At 41.6% G+C, this 17,960-nt stretch carries 14 protein-coding genes; 11 read left to right on the top strand and 3 right to left on the bottom strand.

All coding sequences use genetic code 11. The features are described from left to right. The first annotated feature begins 9 nt into the window (after positions 1-9). Genes FNT16_RS02785 through FNT16_RS02775 form a run of 3 tightly spaced genes read left to right on the top strand, consistent with a single transcriptional unit; the run spans position 10 to position 3,724 of the window. Positions 10-1,110, top strand: a complete 1,101-nt coding sequence (locus FNT16_RS02785) for a microcin C ABC transporter permease YejB (protein WP_143870126.1) — start codon at positions 10-12, stop codon at positions 1,108-1,110. Next, positions 1,110-2,135, top strand: coding sequence for an ABC transporter permease (locus FNT16_RS02780; RefSeq protein WP_143870125.1), 1,026 nt, complete (start codon positions 1,110-1,112; stop codon positions 2,133-2,135). The genes FNT16_RS02785 and FNT16_RS02780 overlap by 1 nt, the downstream gene beginning before the upstream one ends. After that, positions 2,135-3,724: an ABC transporter ATP-binding protein gene (locus FNT16_RS02775; RefSeq protein ID WP_143870124.1), complete on the top strand. Its 1,590-nt coding sequence runs from the start codon at positions 2,135-2,137 to the stop codon at positions 3,722-3,724. The genes FNT16_RS02780 and FNT16_RS02775 overlap by 1 nt, the downstream gene beginning before the upstream one ends. A gap of 81 nt (positions 3,725-3,805) precedes the next feature. Here the strand turns inward: FNT16_RS02775 and FNT16_RS02770 are convergent, their stop codons facing one another. Then, positions 3,806-6,175 carry an alkaline phosphatase D family protein gene (locus FNT16_RS02770; RefSeq protein WP_143870123.1) on the bottom strand — a complete coding sequence of 790 codons (2,370 nt, stop codon included), beginning with the start codon at positions 6,173-6,175 and terminating at the stop codon, positions 3,806-3,808. Between the two features lie 226 nt (positions 6,176-6,401). Between FNT16_RS02770 and FNT16_RS02765 the strand changes: the two genes are divergently transcribed. The 6 genes from FNT16_RS02765 (at position 6,402) to FNT16_RS02740 (ending at position 14,797) form a co-directional block, all read left to right on the top strand. After that, positions 6,402-8,240, top strand: coding sequence for a DUF5060 domain-containing protein (locus tag FNT16_RS02765; protein ID WP_143870122.1), 1,839 nt, complete (start codon positions 6,402-6,404; stop codon positions 8,238-8,240). An 88-nt stretch (positions 8,241-8,328) separates the two neighbouring features. Next, positions 8,329-9,228 (top strand): sulfatase-like hydrolase/transferase, encoded by a 900-nt coding sequence (locus tag FNT16_RS02760; RefSeq protein WP_143870121.1) that lies wholly within the window; start codon positions 8,329-8,331, stop codon positions 9,226-9,228. A 149-nt stretch (positions 9,229-9,377) separates the two neighbouring features. Further along, on the top strand, positions 9,378-11,705 hold the full coding sequence (locus FNT16_RS02755; RefSeq protein WP_246072317.1) for a CRTAC1 family protein: 2,328 nt from the start codon (positions 9,378-9,380) through the stop codon (positions 11,703-11,705). A gap of 223 nt (positions 11,706-11,928) precedes the next feature. After that, a complete protein-coding gene (locus FNT16_RS02750; RefSeq protein WP_143870120.1) occupies positions 11,929-12,528 on the top strand; it encodes an anthranilate synthase component II in 600 nt (199 codons plus the stop codon). 89 nt (positions 12,529-12,617) lie between these two features. Next, positions 12,618-13,763, top strand: coding sequence for an HDOD domain-containing protein (locus FNT16_RS02745; protein ID WP_143870119.1), 1,146 nt, complete (start codon positions 12,618-12,620; stop codon positions 13,761-13,763). 140 nt (positions 13,764-13,903) lie between these two features. Next, positions 13,904-14,797 carry a type 2 periplasmic-binding domain-containing protein gene (locus FNT16_RS02740; protein WP_143870118.1) on the top strand — a complete coding sequence of 298 codons (894 nt, stop codon included), beginning with the start codon at positions 13,904-13,906 and terminating at the stop codon, positions 14,795-14,797. A 13-nt stretch (positions 14,798-14,810) separates the two neighbouring features. On the opposite strand, the gene mutH is transcribed toward FNT16_RS02740, so the two are convergent. Continuing rightward, positions 14,811-15,491 carry a DNA mismatch repair endonuclease MutH gene (mutH, locus tag FNT16_RS02735; RefSeq protein ID WP_143870117.1) on the bottom strand — a complete coding sequence of 227 codons (681 nt, stop codon included), beginning with the start codon at positions 15,489-15,491 and terminating at the stop codon, positions 14,811-14,813. Between the two features lies 1 nt (position 15,492). Beyond that, positions 15,493-16,353, bottom strand: a complete 861-nt coding sequence (locus FNT16_RS02730; protein ID WP_143870116.1) for a putative RNA methyltransferase — start codon at positions 16,351-16,353, stop codon at positions 15,493-15,495. Positions 16,354-16,650: 297 nt separating this feature from the next. Here FNT16_RS02730 and FNT16_RS02725 point away from each other — a divergent pair, with 297 nt between their 5' ends. Together FNT16_RS02725 and FNT16_RS02720 are read left to right on the top strand one after the other, a co-directional pair. Further along, positions 16,651-17,361: a SapC family protein gene (locus FNT16_RS02725; RefSeq protein WP_143870115.1), complete on the top strand. Its 711-nt coding sequence runs from the start codon at positions 16,651-16,653 to the stop codon at positions 17,359-17,361. A 45-nt stretch (positions 17,362-17,406) separates the two neighbouring features. Beyond that, a complete protein-coding gene (locus tag FNT16_RS02720) occupies positions 17,407-17,955 on the top strand; it encodes a SprT-like domain-containing protein (RefSeq protein WP_143870114.1) in 549 nt (182 codons plus the stop codon). Positions 17,956-17,960 lie beyond the last annotated feature (5 nt).

The raw sequence follows: 17,960 nt of genomic DNA, 5'->3' as shown, positions 1-17,960 counted from the left end.
AGGTAAATTATGCTTGCCTACATATTTAGAAGATTATTACTTGTCGTACCGACGTTTTTCGCCATTATCACGTTAAACTTTTTTATTATCCAACTGGCTCCAGGAGGGCCAGTTGACCAATATATTGCGGCGCAATCCGGTCTTGCGAATACCAATGTCATGCAAGAGCGATTAAGTGGCAGTGCCAATGAAGTTGATAAACCCAGAGATATTACCGCCAAAGAGCAATCCGGTTATCGTGGTGCGGGTGGTTTAACCAAAGAAGAAATAGCCGAGATTGAACGCCGTTTTGGTTTTGACAAGCCAATACATGAGCGTTTTTGGATCATGCTAAAAAATTATCTGGTTTTTGATTTTGGCGAGAGTTTATTTCGCGGTAAAGAAGTGCTTGAACTGATATATGAACGTCTGCCTGTTTCAATCTCACTGGGCTTATGGTCAACATTAATTGTCTATGCTGTATCGATTCCATTAGGTATTCGTAAAGCGGTGCGCCACAGCAGCCGTTTTGATATTTGGACGACAACCATAGTATTGGGCGCAAGTGCCATTCCGGCCTTTTTATTTGCTGTGTTATTAGTGATTCTCTTTGCGGGTGGTAGCTTTTTAGACTGGTTTCCACTGCGCGGTTTAACCTCTAATAATTGGGAGGAGCTATCCTGGTGGGGCAAAATTGTCGATTATTTTTGGCATATGACCTTGCCTATTATTGCAACTGTTATCGGTTCATTTGCAGCGCTGACCATGTTAACTAAAAACTTATTTTTAGATGAAATCAGCCGGCAGTATGTGATGACAGCTCGTGCTAAAGGGTTAACAGAGGATGCTATTTTATACAAACATGTATTTCGCAATGCCATGTTGGTGATTGTCGCTGGCTTGCCTGGCTCGTTAATCGCGGTATTCTTTGGCAGTTCACTGATTATCGAAATTATCTTTTCACTGGACGGACTCGGTTTACTGTTTTATGAAACCACAGTACAGCGCGATTACCCGGTTATTTTTGCAACCTTATATGTATTTACCCTAGTCGGTTTACTGTTAAATATCGTCAGTGACGTCATGTATATGATTATTGATCCTAGAATTGATTTTGAGTCGAGGTCGTAATGCAATTAAGTGCACTCAATCAACAAAGGTGGTTAAGATTTAAATCGAATCGCAGAGCTGTTTGGTCTTTGTGGCTATTCTCTGTGTTATTTTTCATTTGTTTATTCGCAGAGCTTATCGCCAATGACAAACCATTTTTAATTGAATACAAAGGGCAGTGGTATTCACCGATTTTCGTGGAATACTCTGAAACCACCTTTGGAGGCGAGTTTGATTTAGCCGCCGACTACCGAGACCCTTATATTCAAGAATTAATAGCAGAAGGGGATGGTGAAATATATTGGCCTTTAATCCCCTTTCATTATTCAACCATTAACTATGATTTACCGACCCCTGCGCCCAGTGCACCTACCGCAGAAAACTGGTTAGGCACTGATGATAAGGGGCACGATGTTGTCGCGCGAGTTATTTATGGTTTTCGCTTAAGTATTTTGTTTGGTTTTGCCGTTACGTTAGCCTCTGCTTTTATTGGTATTTCTTTAGGCGCAATTCAAGGGTTTTACGGTGGCTGGGTCGATTTAGCCTTACAGCGGTTTATGGAGATTTGGGGCGGCTTGCCACAACTTTTCATGCTGATTATTCTGGTTAACTTTATTACCCCAAATGTAGCCTGGCTGATTGTTATTACCTTGCTTTTTGGCTGGATGGGGTTTGTCGGAGTTGTTCGAGCTGAATTTTTAAAATGCCGTAACTTAGAGTACGTGATTGCCGCCAAAGCAATGGGGATGTCAGACTGGCGATTGATGTTTAAACATATTCTACCCAATGCAATGGTCGCGACATTGGCTATGTTGCCGTTTTCACTATCGGGTTCGGTCACTATTTTAACCTCACTGGATTTTCTGGGATTCGGTTTACCGCCGGGTGAACCTTCATTAGGCGAATTGCTGGCACAGGGCAAATCAAATATTCAAGCCCCTTGGTTAGGGTTTACCGCATTTGGCTCTTTGGGCTTAATTTTAATGCTGTTGGTTTTTATTGGTGAAGGCATACGTGATGCGTACGATCCGAGGAAAAGTTACTAATGAATGATGTATTAAACATTAAAGACTTATCGGTTGGTTTTAAACAAGGCGACAATATTCGTCAGGTGATTCATCAGATCAGTTTTACCATACAGCAAGGTGAAACTTTTGCCTTAGTCGGTGAAAGTGGCAGTGGAAAATCGGTTACTGCTATGTCGGTATTGCGCTTATTGAATGAACCTCCAGTTACTTATTTAGGGGGTGACATTCAACTGCAAAACCAATCGGTTTTAAAAGCCTCACAAAAGCAATTAAGAGCTTGGCGAGGTTCACACGTCGGTGTGATTTTCCAAGAGCCCATGATGTCTCTTAACCCTTTACATACAATTGAAAAGCAGCTCAGTGAAACCTTGTCGATTCATCGTGGATGGAGCCTTAAACAGAGCCAGCCTAAAATTATTGAGTGGCTAAATAAAGTCGGTATTCGTAATGCAGAGAACCGTTTAAAAGACTATCCACATCAATTCTCCGGCGGTGAAAAACAGCGTATTATGATCGCCATGGCGCTGATTAATGAACCGGCTTTGTTAATTGCGGACGAACCTACAACCGCGTTAGATGTAACTGTACAAGCGCAGATTTTAGAGTTAATCCAGCAATTAAAAGATGAACTTAACATGGCGGTACTGTTTATCAGCCATGATTTATCTGTGGTGAAACAAATTGCGGATACGGTTGCTGTTATGGAAAAAGGCAAAATTGTTGAATTAGCCGACAGCCAAAGTTTGTTTGCCAAGCCACAACATCCTTATACGCAAAAGCTGATTAATGCTGAACCCCCGGATGAATTCAGGCAGACCCGAGAAGATGCGCCAGAACTGATTAATATTAAAAACCTCAAAGTTTGGTTTCCAATTGAAAAAGGCATTTTTCGCCGCGTTAGCGGCCATGTCAAAGCGGTTGATGATATTAGTTTTACAATCAAACAGGGCAGCTCACTTGGCGTTGTCGGGGAAAGTGGTAGCGGTAAAACAACTTTGTCTAAAGCGCTGTTAAAGCTGATTGATTCAGACGGAGAGTTGTTATTTAACGGCACTAATTTGAATCAAATTTCCAAACAGGACATGACTAAACTGCGGCGCGATCTGCAGTTTGTATTTCAAGACCCGTATGGCAGTTTGAGCCCCAGAATGTTGGTCAGTGAAATTATCGGTGAAGGACTTGAAATTAATGGCATTGGCACGGCGCAATCGCGCGAGCAGATGATCATTGACGCAATGAAATCGGTTGAGCTAGACCCTGAGATAAGACATAGATATCCACATGAGTTTTCCGGTGGGCAAAGGCAACGAATTGCTTTGGCACGGGCGCTTGTCATGCAACCTAAGTTTATTATTTTAGATGAACCCACTTCATCATTAGACAGAACGGTGCAGTTTCAAGTTTTAAGCTTACTGAGAAAACTTCAACAAGCGCATAATTTAACTTACTTATTTATCAGTCATGATTTAAAAGTGGTTAAAGCTTTGTGTGATCAGATTGTCGTGATGCGAGCGGGGAAAGTTGTTGAAGCGGGCGGTTGTCAGGCGGTTTTTGAACAACCTAAAACTCAGTACACGCAAGCTTTAATTAGTACCGCCTACCTTTAAATAAACTAGGGCTATTTTAACCTTAACAAAAGCTATTACGCCTTGTTGTTAGTTAAAATAGCCATTAAGTCACTATAACAATTAGCTTAATTTATTTTGCCCGATATTTTCATCTTGATGGATCACGACAGGCCATCCAGCAAACTGATTGTTTGGATCGCCATCTGTCACGTCAATTAAAAACTTATAGGCCTCAATTTTGTATGTTTTCGCTTGCGTGTCAAATGTGACAAAACCAAACCCACTGCCTTTTTGGTGAGCCTTAATATAGCGGTTAGCGGCTTTACCGACCTCTGGAATACCTGCTGCATAGATATACATTTTATTGCCGAAGCTATCTAGGTATTCGCCGGTCTGTGGGAGCGCATGTTCTGGCCGGTTAACAATAGGTAAGCCGACCACATCTGGTAACCAGAATCTAGGCCAGCCGACTGCAATAGCGGGTCCACAAAACGCCCAGTTACTGTCACGTTGTTCATGTAAACCATATTGTGAAAGCGTCGGCAAGTGCGTGTCACCACAAATATGCAGTGCTTTGGTTTGACGCATAATTTCAACCGCTTTATTACGTGCGGTTGCGGGCCAGCCATTGCTGTCAAAATCGTATTTTAAATAACGGTCAGGTCTGGGTTGATGCGTACAGATACTGGCCAGTACCGTCTGACTTAAAACAGCTTTCATTTTATGGCCCCGAAAATCTTTTCCCCATTGTTCTAAGAATGCTTCCTGGCGGGCGCCTAACAATTGTAAATCTGCTCTGTCGTATGCTGGGTTGATATACCCCGGATCTTCACCCTGACCAGACACACCCACTTCGATATTCAATTGGTCTGGGCCACTTTTCCATTGTCTATCCGCTAAAATCGCAAAACCGACATCGCCATACACCATATCACAATAGTAAACACTAATGCCGCGTTTGCTGGCTTCTTTGTCATACGGCTCAGGCATATGTGAGGTATGTGTTTTATGTACTGTGTTTATCATGCGCACGGGTTGAATATATCCACCCCAAGCATCCGAGCGGCCTGATGCCAAACCTTCGTCAGACATCTGTGCACCATTTTCACCCCATAAATTACCTTGCATTACGTCATGATCGTCAGGTAAACATACGGTGGGTGCATTGCGCATAACATCCCGAAACGCCCAGCCAAACTGATAGTACATGCGTAAATAATTTAAAATGGCTGGTTGAGCTGGCTTGCGGATAACACCAAATCCACCGTGCGATTCGTAAATCTGATCGCCGGAGAAAAAGACTAAATCTGGGTTCATTTTTTCAACGTTTTCAGCAACCGGAGCATATGGATAGGCATAGTCATTTTGACAAGTCAAAGCTGCTAGCTTTAATTTACGACCCACTGGGTTTGATTTAATAATGCCATCATAAATATCTGGTTTCTGTTCACCATTTTTCAGTTTTTCACGGTAAATAGCGCGATATTTAATCTCTTTTTTCTCATTCCAGTTGGCAATTCTAAATGTTGCTGTCCAGGCATCCGGGTCTAACTTTGCGAAACCTAAAGACTGCCAAGCACCCTCGTTTTCAATTTGCAGTTCAATGGTTTGGTTGTCATCTTTGCCCATAGGTCCGGTCAGCACGCTAAGCTTCATGACAAAACCTTCGTCTGAACGGCTGTCGTTTAGGGTATACATAGTCCACAAAATTGGGCCAAATTTTTGCTCGGGTTGATGATTAAAAGCAGAGCCTGCGATTGTCCAATCACTGAATCGGTAGCGACTGCTACCTGGAATCGACATTTTTTCAGAAGATGATTTAAAGTTGCTGACGATCGCCACATTACCTAGGATCTTATCACTCGCCACATGTTCGTTTAAACGACCAATCAATTGCTGCGTCTTCGCTAAACGGGCTTGGAGTTCTACCTCATAGACACCGACACGCGGTTTGCCAATTAGAGTTAATTGAACTTCGTCCTGCCAGTTTAAGTTTGGCAAATTTAATGTTTTTTGCCCAAGCACCAACTGATTTTTAACAAAACCCGCATCATATCCTTTTTGCACAAAACAGTTACTGCGGTATTCATTTAAATCACTTTTTACGCCGATGCGGATTGCTGCACCGCCATCATTCTCACCGTATTCTAGGCGGCTAACATTAACCGAAATGTTAAATTCACCCGATGCGTCAACCAATTGATGCACTAAAGAATGAATGCTACGGTTTCCGCCTGTTGACTGGCATTCAACTGCGCCATTGTGTACGCGCCAGTTTTCCATAGGATTGGCCCAATATTCACCACCAATCCAAACTCGATCATGGGTATTGCTCCAAGGGTCATTTATTTTGGTTTCTAGTATTTTTCGTTGGTTATTCGTACCCGTTGTGGCCACTGTTGGCATAGTTGATTGGCAGCCGATAGCTGTGGTTGCAATGCCGGCTGCGGCTAGTTTGAGCGCGCTACGACGCGTTAATTCATTTTTCATGTTTAACCTTACCCAAGTTAAGCTCTAAAACTGTGACGTTAAATTGATAAATACAGCGGGTCGTCAGCCGGCTTTTTTATCATACTTGTTGTAGATAATGGTGGACAATTACGCCCTATGGTTTAATGTTAACAAAAGACAATGCTTTGTAAAGTCTTTGTTTTAAGCTGTATTGCTTTGGGTTTATATTAGATTTTACTGATTTTATGATGGAGGAATAAATGTGATGCAAATAACCAAAGGTCTATCGCTGTTGATCGCGATACTATGTTGCTTTACTAACCTAGTTTCAGCTTCGCCAAAAATAAGCGGAGAGCTAAAAAAATGGCATAGTATTCACTTAACCTTTGATGGCCCGTATGTTTCAGAAATGGATACTGAAAACCCATTTACGCACTATCAATTTAATACCACCTTTACGCATCAACAAACTAAGAAGCAATATACAGTGCCTGGCTTTTTTGCAGCCGATGGTGATGCAGCAAACACAGGCGCAGCCGCAGGTAATAAATGGCGCGTCATATTTAATCCAGATGAAGTGGGTTTATGGCGGTGGCACGTTTCTTTTAAAAAAGCACCTTTTATCGCAGTATCAGAGCGTATTAACAGTGGCCACAGTGTCGCGGGTGTTGACAATCTAAATGGTACTTTCGTGGTTACTAAAAGTGACAAAAAATTACCTGATTTTCGTGCGCGTGGCCGCTTGCAGTATATCAATCAACCTTACCTAAAATTTGCAGATGATGGATACTTTATTAAAGCCGGTCCTGATTCACCTGAAAATTTACTGTCGTATAAAGATTTTGACGGTAGCTTTAAATCGGATGGCCACAAAGATCAGCTTGTTAAAAGCTGGCAGGCACATCAGCAAGACTGGCAAGAGGGCGATCCCAGCTGGCAAAATGGTAAAGGTAAAGGTTTGATTGGCGCACTCAATTACATCGCCAGTAAAGGCATGAATTCAATCTCATTTTTGACAATGAATATTCTTGGGGATGACCAAAACGTATTCCCTTATGTGGATTATGATACCTACGACAGATTTGATGTGTCGAAGTTAGCACAATGGGATATTGTTTTTTCACACGCCCAGTCTCTTGGCCTGTTTTTGCATTTTAAAACGCAAGAAGCAGAAAATCAGGGGTTGTTAGACAACGGCGGATTAGGTTTACATCGTCAATTATACTATCGTGAGCTTATTGCGCGATTTGGCCATCACTTAGCGCTGAACTGGAATATGGGGGAAGAAAACGGTAACTGGTATCCAGCGCACCAAACGATGCCGCAGGCGAGTAATCAAAGAATTGCAATGGCTCGATATTTTCACCAACACGACCCCTATAAACACCATGTAGTCATTCATAATGGTAATTTCTTTGATGATTTACTGGGGAATGACAGTTACTACACAGGGGTTTCGTTGCAAACCAGTCAGGCTGATTTTGCCAGCGTACATGACACAGTTAAAAGGATCCGTTCTTGGCCTGTCAGTAATGGTCGGCCATTTGCCGTTGCCGTCGATGAACCCGGCGATGCACAATTTGCACTGCAACCGGATAAATATAACCCAAGTCATGATGCTGCGCGGATGAATGGTTTATGGGGCGCTTTGACAGCCGGTGCTTGGGGAACAGAATGGTATTTTGGCTACAAACGTGAACATTCGGATCTAACCGCTGAGAATTGGCGCAGCCGCGATAAATTTTGGCAGCAGGCAAAACATGCGATCGATTTTTTTGAATTGATAGAGGTTGAATTTCAATTGGCTAAGAACCTGGATGAAGACGTTATCAACGGGTGGGGTTTAGGCAAAAGGGGCGATTTTTATATACTGTACAGCAAAGATGCAAGTCAGCTTTTGCAGCTTAAATTACCTCAAGGGCAAGCAAAATACAGTATTCATTGGTATAACCCAAGAACAGGCGGAGCCTTGGTGCAGGGGAGTAAAACAGAAATAACCATAGACGTCCCATTAAAATACTATTTTCAAAAAGTACAAGCTGAGATTGGGACACCACCCAATGATATCAACAAAGATTGGGTGGTATTGGTTCAGCGCATTTAAACGCTGGAACATTGCATAATAATGTACTTGCCTGTAAATTTGCATGTGAAATTTAATATTTTCATGTGAAATTTCGGGTGTGCATATCGTGAAACAAGTCAAAAAACAGCTATTCAGTGGAATATTGATTTTTGCCTGTATGGCAATGCAAGTTGCAGTAGCGGCAAATGATCAAGAGCACGGACTTCAGAGTAAACCGAATTTTGTTTTTATCTTAAGTGATGATCAATCCTTTAATACCCTGAAAAATATGGGTAATAGTGAAATTGTCGCGCCCAATATAAACGAATTAGCAGCGCAAGGTGTGACCTTCAGCCATGCATATAATATGGGCGCTTGGAACGGAGCCGTTTGTTTAGCATCACGCGCCATGCTCAATTCTGGTCGTGCATTGTGGAATGCAAAAGCACTGGAAGACAAACAGTTTCATCAACAGCGACGAGAAACCACTTGGGCCAACTTAATGCGTAAAGCCGGATACCAAACCTACTTTACCGGTAAATGGCATGTTCACTTACCCGCCCAAAAGGTATTTACCTATACTCGCAATGTTCGCCCTGGGATGCCCGTTGATGGTTGGAACCATGCGAAGATGATTGAGAATTTCAATTTATTAAAAGCCGGAAAATATTCGCATTACCGAGAATTTATGCCAATTGGCTACCTTAGACCTATTCAAGGGCAGGTCGACAAATGGTCACCAACCGATCCGAAATTTGCTGGCTTTTACCAAGGTGGAACGCATTGGAGTGAAGTTGTAAAACAAGATGCGGTTAAGTTTATTAACCAAGCATCGAAGCAGGATGCGCCTTTTTTTATGTATCTCGCGTTTAATGCACCGCACGAGCAAGTCGACTTAGCAAACGATAACGATCAGCAAAAACGTATTAAAAAATTATTCGCTGCATTGACCAAGCTACAAAAAAACATGAACGATCCGTTGCCACTAAAATGGCGCCCTAAACATAGCGCTAAGATAATCTTTTAGTTGTTTTTATATAATTTATATTTTTTAAATGTGAATGAAATTGCTTTAGGTGGGTAGGCAAATGGCTAAAATTGTTGTAGATTGTTAACCAAATATGAATAAGTCGCTTGTCTGCTAAATGAGATAAGCAGTATTTGGTGAGAATATCTATGAATATGAAAAGAAAAGTATCTGCAATGCGCTACGCGATAGCCTCTGCAGTTGTTTTTGGTAGTTTAGCTGGCTGTGTGAGCAATGATAACGGCGTCAGTAATGCGCATAATCCTGCCAGCAATCTTGGCCATAATCAATTAGCACAAGCTGTTTCACTGATAAATAAACCGGTTGTGCTAACCAATGACAAAACTTACCAAACAACACATTCAGTCGCAGGCAGTGTTATTCAGCGCCTTACGATGGACGTTTCTATCGAAAAAAGTTATGCCAATATCAGTGTTTACAGCGGTGATCGTCTAATTGCAGACAACCTGAACATTCCAGCAAAAGGCAAACATACCTTGGATGTTTTGGTTGATTTTAAATCGTTAGGTGAACAGCCATTAAAATTTGTCAGACGCTCTGCCGATATTACCCTTCATTCAATTAAACTTGAACCCGTTCATGATCTGTTGGTACCGGCATTTAACAACATCTCAAAACAAGTCGGTTTTGAAACTGAGATCACTTATAAATACGGTGGGCCATCCATTGGCGATATCGACAACGATGGTGATTATGATTTTGTATTGAACAACCATAATCATGTGCCAACTCAATTGGTGACCAACAATGGTGACGGTAGCGTCGAGATTGAACGCTTATTTGGCTGGGCCTTAGATTTTCACGGTTCATCGGTTGGTGATTATGATAACGATGGCGATCTGGATATTATGGTTGCACAAGGTGGGGCCAATGGCACTAACCCAACATCTTATATATTGCTTAAAAATACTCAGGGTAAGTTTACGAATGCATCTGCTGAAGCTGGCATTTTAACGCCAGCACGCGGTCGTTCACCTCGTTGGATTGATTTGGATTTAGACGGGGATTTAGATGTTGCCTTATTTAATGCAAAAACCCCAAAATATGATGGACCCAGACAATTATTTTATAAAAATAACGGTGACGGCACTTTCACTCAAAAACAAATCGCGGGTATTGAACATGCTGCGGGTGAGCGATTGTTAGTGACTGATTTTAATCAAGATAACATCGACGATATCATTGTATTTTCACCCATTACATTATGGCAGGGCAATGGTGATTTCACCTTTACGGATGTAACAGCAGATAAATTGCCTAAACAACTCCAAGGTCGCAGTGGTTTTAACGCGGCAGCCGATATCGATGTCAACAATGACGGCTTAACCGATTTATATATAGCCGGTAGTCGCACGCATTATCAGCTATCTAGAAAGTCGATTGACTTTAACCCTGAATTAAAACGTCTGGATATTCGTGATGATGGTGAAAAAGGCGAAACCGCCGTTGAATTTACAGCCGATGGTGCAATTAATTTATCCCATATGGAACTGACTTATCGCCAGTACAATGATGGTTTCGCAATCTTTTTAGGTGAAAACAAAACCCGCAAAATTGTTAAAGCGAAAGGTTTTCAGCCTAGTCAGTTACCAGAAGAGATGAAAACTACCGCCAGTGAGTTGGATATTGCACCAAGTGATGCACAAGGCTGGCCCGAAGAACGTAAAGTGAATGGTTTGTATATTGGTCATATAGGCAATGGCCAGTGGCGTGCAGAGTGGGTTCGGGATCGGAATATCTACTGGACAGTCACTTTTTCTTTAACCGGGTTAAATGATGTTAGTTACGATTGGGCTCCAAACAACCGCAACGTACAGGATATCTTGCTAATAAACCAAGGTGATAAATTTATCGACGGTACAAAACAATGGAATATTCCGCTAGGCGGCAATAACTGGGGTGTAACACGCGCTGATTTTAATAACGATGGTTGGCAAGATTTGTTTGTCTATCGTTATGGATATCTAAAAGAACGCGTGGCTGACCTAATGTTATTAAACACAGGTAAAGGTTATTTTGAGACCTTAACTTCGCATGGCGCAGCTGAAGCAACTGATCCGGGTCATGGCGACATGGGACAAGCATTTGATTTTGATAAAGACGGTTTGATAGATATGCTCAACGGCAGTGAAGAAGAAGGGCCTTGGTATTTATATCAGAATAAAACCTCAACTGCTGGAAACTACATATTGTTTGATGTCGGTTATAGCCCCAAAGAGAATATCGATCCCTATTCAGCTGTGATCTGCATAAAAACGGCCACGGGTAAAACATATCAACAACGCGTAGGCTCAGCGGGTGCAGTTCATTCTCAAAGTTTACTCGATATCGTCCACTTTGGTTTGGCACAAGCAGAGACAATCAAAGAAGCGACCATTCGCTGGCGAAATGGTGAAACAGTGCGTTTTACCAATCTAAAAGCCAACGCGCTGTACAAAAGTGAAGATGCGCACTAATCACAGCGCGGACTAATTGCTCACCTCTTCAAGAGACTGAATAATCTCTTAAAACACCGGCTGCTGCCGGTGTTTGTGTATTTACTAGCGATAAAAGTGGGAAAAGGTTAACCTGCTCTAATTGTTGAAGGGTTGGTGTTTTATTTGTAGAATGCGCCAGCTTGGATAATTAGTTCGAGTTATATCTGATAAAAATCCAAAAACTCACTGAGGTAATCGCTAAGTGCTACTCATTATAGATAATTACGATTCATTTACCTTTAATTTAGCGCATTACTTTATCGAGCTGGGGATTAAAGTCAAAGTTGTTCGCAACGACGCAATAAGCATCGACGAAATTGAAAATTTAAATCCAAGTCATATCTGCATTTCACCAGGTCCATGCTCGCCCAAAGAATCGGGCATTTCAATGGCGGTTATTCGCCATTTCGCCGGCAAAAAACCGATATTAGGTGTTTGTTTAGGTCATCAATGTATCGCACAAGTGTTTGGCGGGAAAGTGGTTAATGCACCGACCGTAATGCATGGTAAAACATCTTTAGTTGAGCATGATGGGCAAGGCTTATTTGCCACCATTAGCAGAGACTTTCTAGTAACACGTTACCATTCGTTAGTGGTTGACATGCAATCTTTACCGGCAGAGCTGCAAGCCAGTGCATGGTGTAACGAAGCGAATGAAAAAGTATTGATGGCGTTTTATCATACTAGGATGCCAATCGTTGGCGTGCAGTTTCACCCTGAATCTGTTTTGTCAGAGTATGGTCATTTAATATTGAAAAACTTTCTTAGTTTAAAAGTAAATGGCTATCATTCAGTCGTATAGTTAGCTATCCTCAAATACACAAAATTTGTACAGCTTTGCCGACTGGTCTAAACTGTTTTCGTAGTTTCCGTAAGGATGAATAACAAGTAATGGCAGATACGCGCTACTCCAACTTAATAAACACTCGATTTCATGATTTGCTAATCAGCTATGATTTTGCAAAACAACACAATGGCTTAAATTTAGAAGCCATGGGTGATTTGTTCTCAGAGCAAGAACAACGTCAACTGCTGGATGTTGAGCAAGCTGCAAAAAATCAGCGTGAAGCTGATCTTCAGTCGCGTCAATCGAACAAACAAAAAAAAGCAGATGAAATCAATCTGCTGGTTTCAGAAGCGGTTGCAACACAATTGCAGGATATTGAAACCATATTTAATAAAACATTGGCAATACAAGATTCTATACCCGCGATTTTAGATATATTAGCAGTGCGTGCAGCTTCTGTTGCGCGTTTAGAGCCTTTGGTTAATAACTTAGCTTGGTTGGAAAGCGATTTAATTCAATTTGTTAATCTGCCGGTATATCGTAAAGTCAGTCAAGGTAAACCGGTGCGGGTCGATAAAGCACGAACCGCGCTTGGATATATAGGGGTAGATAACCTTAAATTGGTGATCCCCAGTTTTGCGCTACGCAAATGGATCCCATACTCAACAGAGCCTTTTCGTTTAATGAAACGAAAACTTTGGGAAACCGGCTTAGGTGCAGGTATTGCCTGTCGAAAGTTAGCGCAAATTCACGGTCAAGACCCAGCCACTGCGTTCGCAACGGGCGTTTTTCACGAATTAGGAAAGTCAGCCTTGGTTCGTTTGTATTTGCGTACCTTTGAAACCATATGGAAAGAGCAATTGGAAGTCGCGCGAGGCAGACGTTTAAAAGAAGAACATGAGGCATTAGTTGATTTAGAGCCCGATGGCCGTAGTTTACGGGATTTGATGATGCAACACACCGCAAGGCTTAGTGCTGAATTGGTCAGGCGTTTTGAACTTAAACGAATGAATCTTGCAGCCCCCATGATGGAGTATGCGCAGGGCGACAGTCGGGAGATGTCTCCAATGGCAGATATTCTGGCAAAAGGCATTGCATATTCACGTTATAAATTGCTGCAGCGCCACGGCCTAATTGCTAAACATGAAGCAAAGATTTACTTTAAAGAAAATAAACTGAGTGCACAGGAAGTTGGTGAACTTAACAAGCTCAGTATGCGCCGACTAAACCTCAGATTAGAGCAACAGTAATAGTGAAATTGTACATTATTGTCATACCGTTTATGTAAAATATTTTGATGTTGTTTTACATAATTGTTTGACACTTTGTTGTTCGGATATTAACCTTACAAACAGATCTCATTGTCAGTTGTCAGGTTTAAGGCGAGTCTATGCTAAGTTATAAAGTTAATTTTCGATTACCAGCAATAGCACTAATATTACTAATATTGTTGTCTCTCGTTGCTAAAAGCGCTTTTTCTGTTGAAGTGGTTAGGCACAACAACATTAAATCAGCTAAAGAATCATACCAGCTTGCTTTGTTAAAACTGGCTTTGTCGTACAGCTCAAAACGTTATTCCTTTCAAGAGTCTAGTGAGTATTTAACACAAAACAAATTATTGAGTGATTTAGAGCAAGGCAAAATCGATGTCGCTTGGGTGGGTACGTCGAAAGAATATGAAGACAAGTTTCTACCTGTGCGCGTACCGCTTTTTAAAGGTTTGCTGGGACACCGAATCTTTCTGATTAGAAAAGGCGAGCAGGCTAAATTTGACCGGGTCGCGACATTATCGCAGTTGGCGCAATTAAAAGCTGGACAGGTGGCAAGCTGGACAGATGCTCAGATTCTGCAAGATGCAGGTTTAACCTTAGTCGGCACAAATAAATATCAAAACTTGTTTTACATGTTAGAAGGGGGGCGATTTGATTATTTGCCGCGCAGTGTTTATTCGCCTTGGGCTGAAATGCAAGCGCATCCAGAGTTAGACATCACAGTTGAAGAGCACTTGATGGTGATTTATCCGTTACCCGCCTATATCTTTGTTAACAAAAGTAATCAGCAACTATACCGTGATATTTATGATGGTTTATTAAAAGCGGTTGAAGACGGGCAGTTTGATGAATACTTTTACAGCCACCCTCTGATTAAAGAAGGGTTAGAGCGTAGCAAATTGCATAATCGTACCGTGTTGAAGGTTCCAAATCGTTACCTGACACCGGAAACGCCCACAGACGACGCTCGCCTTTGGTTCGACGTGGATGCATATATTAATAAATCTAATTAAATAAATAGATGGTTCAGGTTAACAAAGCAGAGTCGGTTAATATCTTGCGGGTGAAATTCTTTTTTAAGTAAAACCCACGGGGTAAGGTTTCAATTGGCTGCCCGTGTGCACCGATACCTTGAGTACGCACCTTACTATTGGCCGCTTTGGGTCGGATTTGTAAAAATTCACCGGTTCGCGCGGTTATCTGGTCAACCTGACCTAATACAATCATATCCATTAGTTCTTCCCAGTCTGCTTGCAATGCAAGATCTTCTTGCACTGTCGGAGACCACAAAATCGGGAACCCTATGATACGCTGCGCAACTGCAATACTGCGCTCCGCCAAGATAGGCACCCACAAAACACGATTTAATTTAATCCTAACAGGGCTGTCTGGCCATGTTTGTCCGGCGCAACCGGTAAGTGGGGCAACACAAATATAGGTGGTCTCTAGTGGTTCGCCGGCACGGTTGACTGGTATTGTTTTGAGCTCTATGCCTAAGAGTTCAAAATCCGGTACAGGTTTTGAACCGGCTGTCGCGCCAAGGTGCCATTCTAATAATTGACCGGTCCAACCTTTATCTCGCTGCAAGTTATCCGGTACGGGAACATTGGCAAGCTGCGCGAGTTGCTGCAAGTTTAAACCCGCGATACTCTGTGCGCGTTGCATCAGTTCTTCTTCAGTTTGTGGCGCACTCGGTTTGGCTATCATATTATTCTTTGTTGCCGCATTTTTGCAGTATACGTATGCGTATATCAATGGTGATATCTAAACTGTCCAATTTTTCGATAAGTGATTTTTTTTCAACACTGGCTCTGTGTCCATGTGGTGTCATATACATCAATTGAGCAATTTGCTGTGCGTTTAACATAACTTGCTGAGTATGTGTGGTTTCTGCGACCCATTGTAAACCTGCAGCTTGTGCTTGTGGGTAATGATTGAGTTTAAAAGGCGCTATTTGCGGATAAATCAGCTCACGTAATTCAATTAAATGCTTTTCAGCACTTTCAAGCAAAAATATATACCCATCGGGTGCTAATTTATCGGCGAAACATGCAAAAGTTGGGAAGCCAAACAGACATAAGATATGGCTTAAGCGCTCGTTTTGAATGGGCAGGGCTTTATTTGATGCGACAAAATAACATGCGTGTTTATCCTGTTTGGCGGCACTTAAAATAGCGTCTTTGGAAATATCTGATGCATAAAAATTGGCTTTAATATTGTGCTGATGCAAACATTTTTGTAGTTGACGAAGGTAATACCCTTCTCCGCATCCAGCATCCAAGATATTGATTGCCTGTTGATCAGATGGCATATCAGATATCATTTTTAATATCTGTTCATTCAAAGCTTGGCTGATAAATTGATATGCACCAGATTGTAAAAATTCACGGCGCGCATTAACCATTAACTTGTCATCACCGGGTTGTTTAGAGCGCTTGTTTTGCACGGGCAATAGGTTTACGTAACCTTGTTTGGCTATGTCAAAGGTATGTCCGGCATCACACTGCAGACTGTTGTTGTGTTGAGTCAAGGGTTTTTGATCAAAAGGGCAGGTTAATAGTTGAGCCATGGTGTTTTATTGTATTCGACTGCTAATGTATCAGTTGTGCACTATACGCTTTTTTTACAAGTATTTTAACAAGCTGTCTGTGAGGATGGGTGTTTTTTAAACTGACAAAAGCTAAAAAACATACGAATGAACAAAAAAACTGCGTTCATTTACCCTAATTTAACTTTTTATTTATTTTATGCTTGATTTAAATTCCCGAATGCATATCTTAGAAGCTACTTTTGACTCAATTGCTGGTCGGTTGAGCTTAAAGCTGAGACACTAACTGAAAGATATTATAAATACCGGAGAACCCAGATGTTCAAGAAATTGGTTCCTATTAACTCAAGCCAACACAAAGACATTAAGCTTAAGCGAGCACCGAATTATAACTTTGCTAAAAATGTGCATGTAGCACCTTTACTTGCCCATGAATTCCCGCAAGCATCATCCAGTTTTCCAATTATCTTCCACAAAAATGAAGAAAATGGTGAATTTCATCCGTTAGCACTATTAGGTTTGAAAAAAGAAGAAAACCTAATGATTCAAGATGGTAAATGGTCTGCTAACTATGTTCCTGCTTCAATTCGCCGTTACCCGTTTGCTGCTGCGTCTGTCAATGGCGACGATGGCAATATGGTTGTCTGTTTAGATGAAGAAGCAGAAATGTTCAACACAGATGAAGGTGAAGCATTATTCAATGAAGACGGTTCTGAAGGTGAAGTATTAACTCAAGTTAAAGAGTTCATGAATTCATTTTTAGAGCGTGAAGCGGCGAGCCGTGGATTTGTTGCTTTTGTCGCTGAAAAGGAACTATTAGTTCCGCGCACTGTGGGTTATACAAAACCAGATGGTGAGCGTGTAAATATTGGTAGTTTTTACGCCTTTGATGAAACTAAATTTAACGAATTGTCTGATGAAGCATTTTTAGAAATGCGTAAGCGTGGTTATTTGCCAGTTGCCTATGCAATTTTAACTTCTATGCAGCAAATGGAAACTTTATTCCGTTTACAGCAGCAACAGGGTTAATGATAGTGCGGCCTGTTGTTTTGCAGGCCGTTATTCAATTTGAACATGCAAAATTTGACAGAAAAAAAAGCGCAGATTGTATCTTTTTTCACACAACTTCAAACACAACATTCAAAACACCTGCCTGAATTATCCGCTTACCAATTAAAATTTAGTCAAACCAAACGCCAGCTTGGCAGTTGTCATTATCGCGACAAAATTATTCGTATATCCGAACACGTGCTGCAACACAATGGTATAGAGATGCAGCTAGACACGTTAAAACACGAATTCGCGCACGCCATTGCTTTTCATAAACATGGTGAAAGGGGGCATGGCTCTCGTTGGAAATACTGGGCACTTCAATTGGGGGCGACTCCAGCGAGCAGAGCGCAGGAAGCCGTTAAAACGGAATATAATTACCGTTTGGTCAAATATGCGCAAGGGGAATTGGTACCCTTAAAACGTTTTTATCATCGAAAGGTTGCACTAAAAAACCGCTATATACCGAATGATCCAAACAGCTTAAACTGCTTGTTTTTAGTTTCTACTCAAGCACTAGAGCAATACTTAAAGGGTGAAATAAAACTCAACGAGCTGGAATTTCACCAATAAGTAAC

The organism is Catenovulum sediminis, assembly GCF_007289895.1.
Classification (GTDB): domain Bacteria; phylum Pseudomonadota; class Gammaproteobacteria; order Enterobacterales; family Alteromonadaceae; genus Catenovulum; species Catenovulum sediminis.
This window is presented reverse-complemented; position numbering and strand designations above follow the sequence as displayed.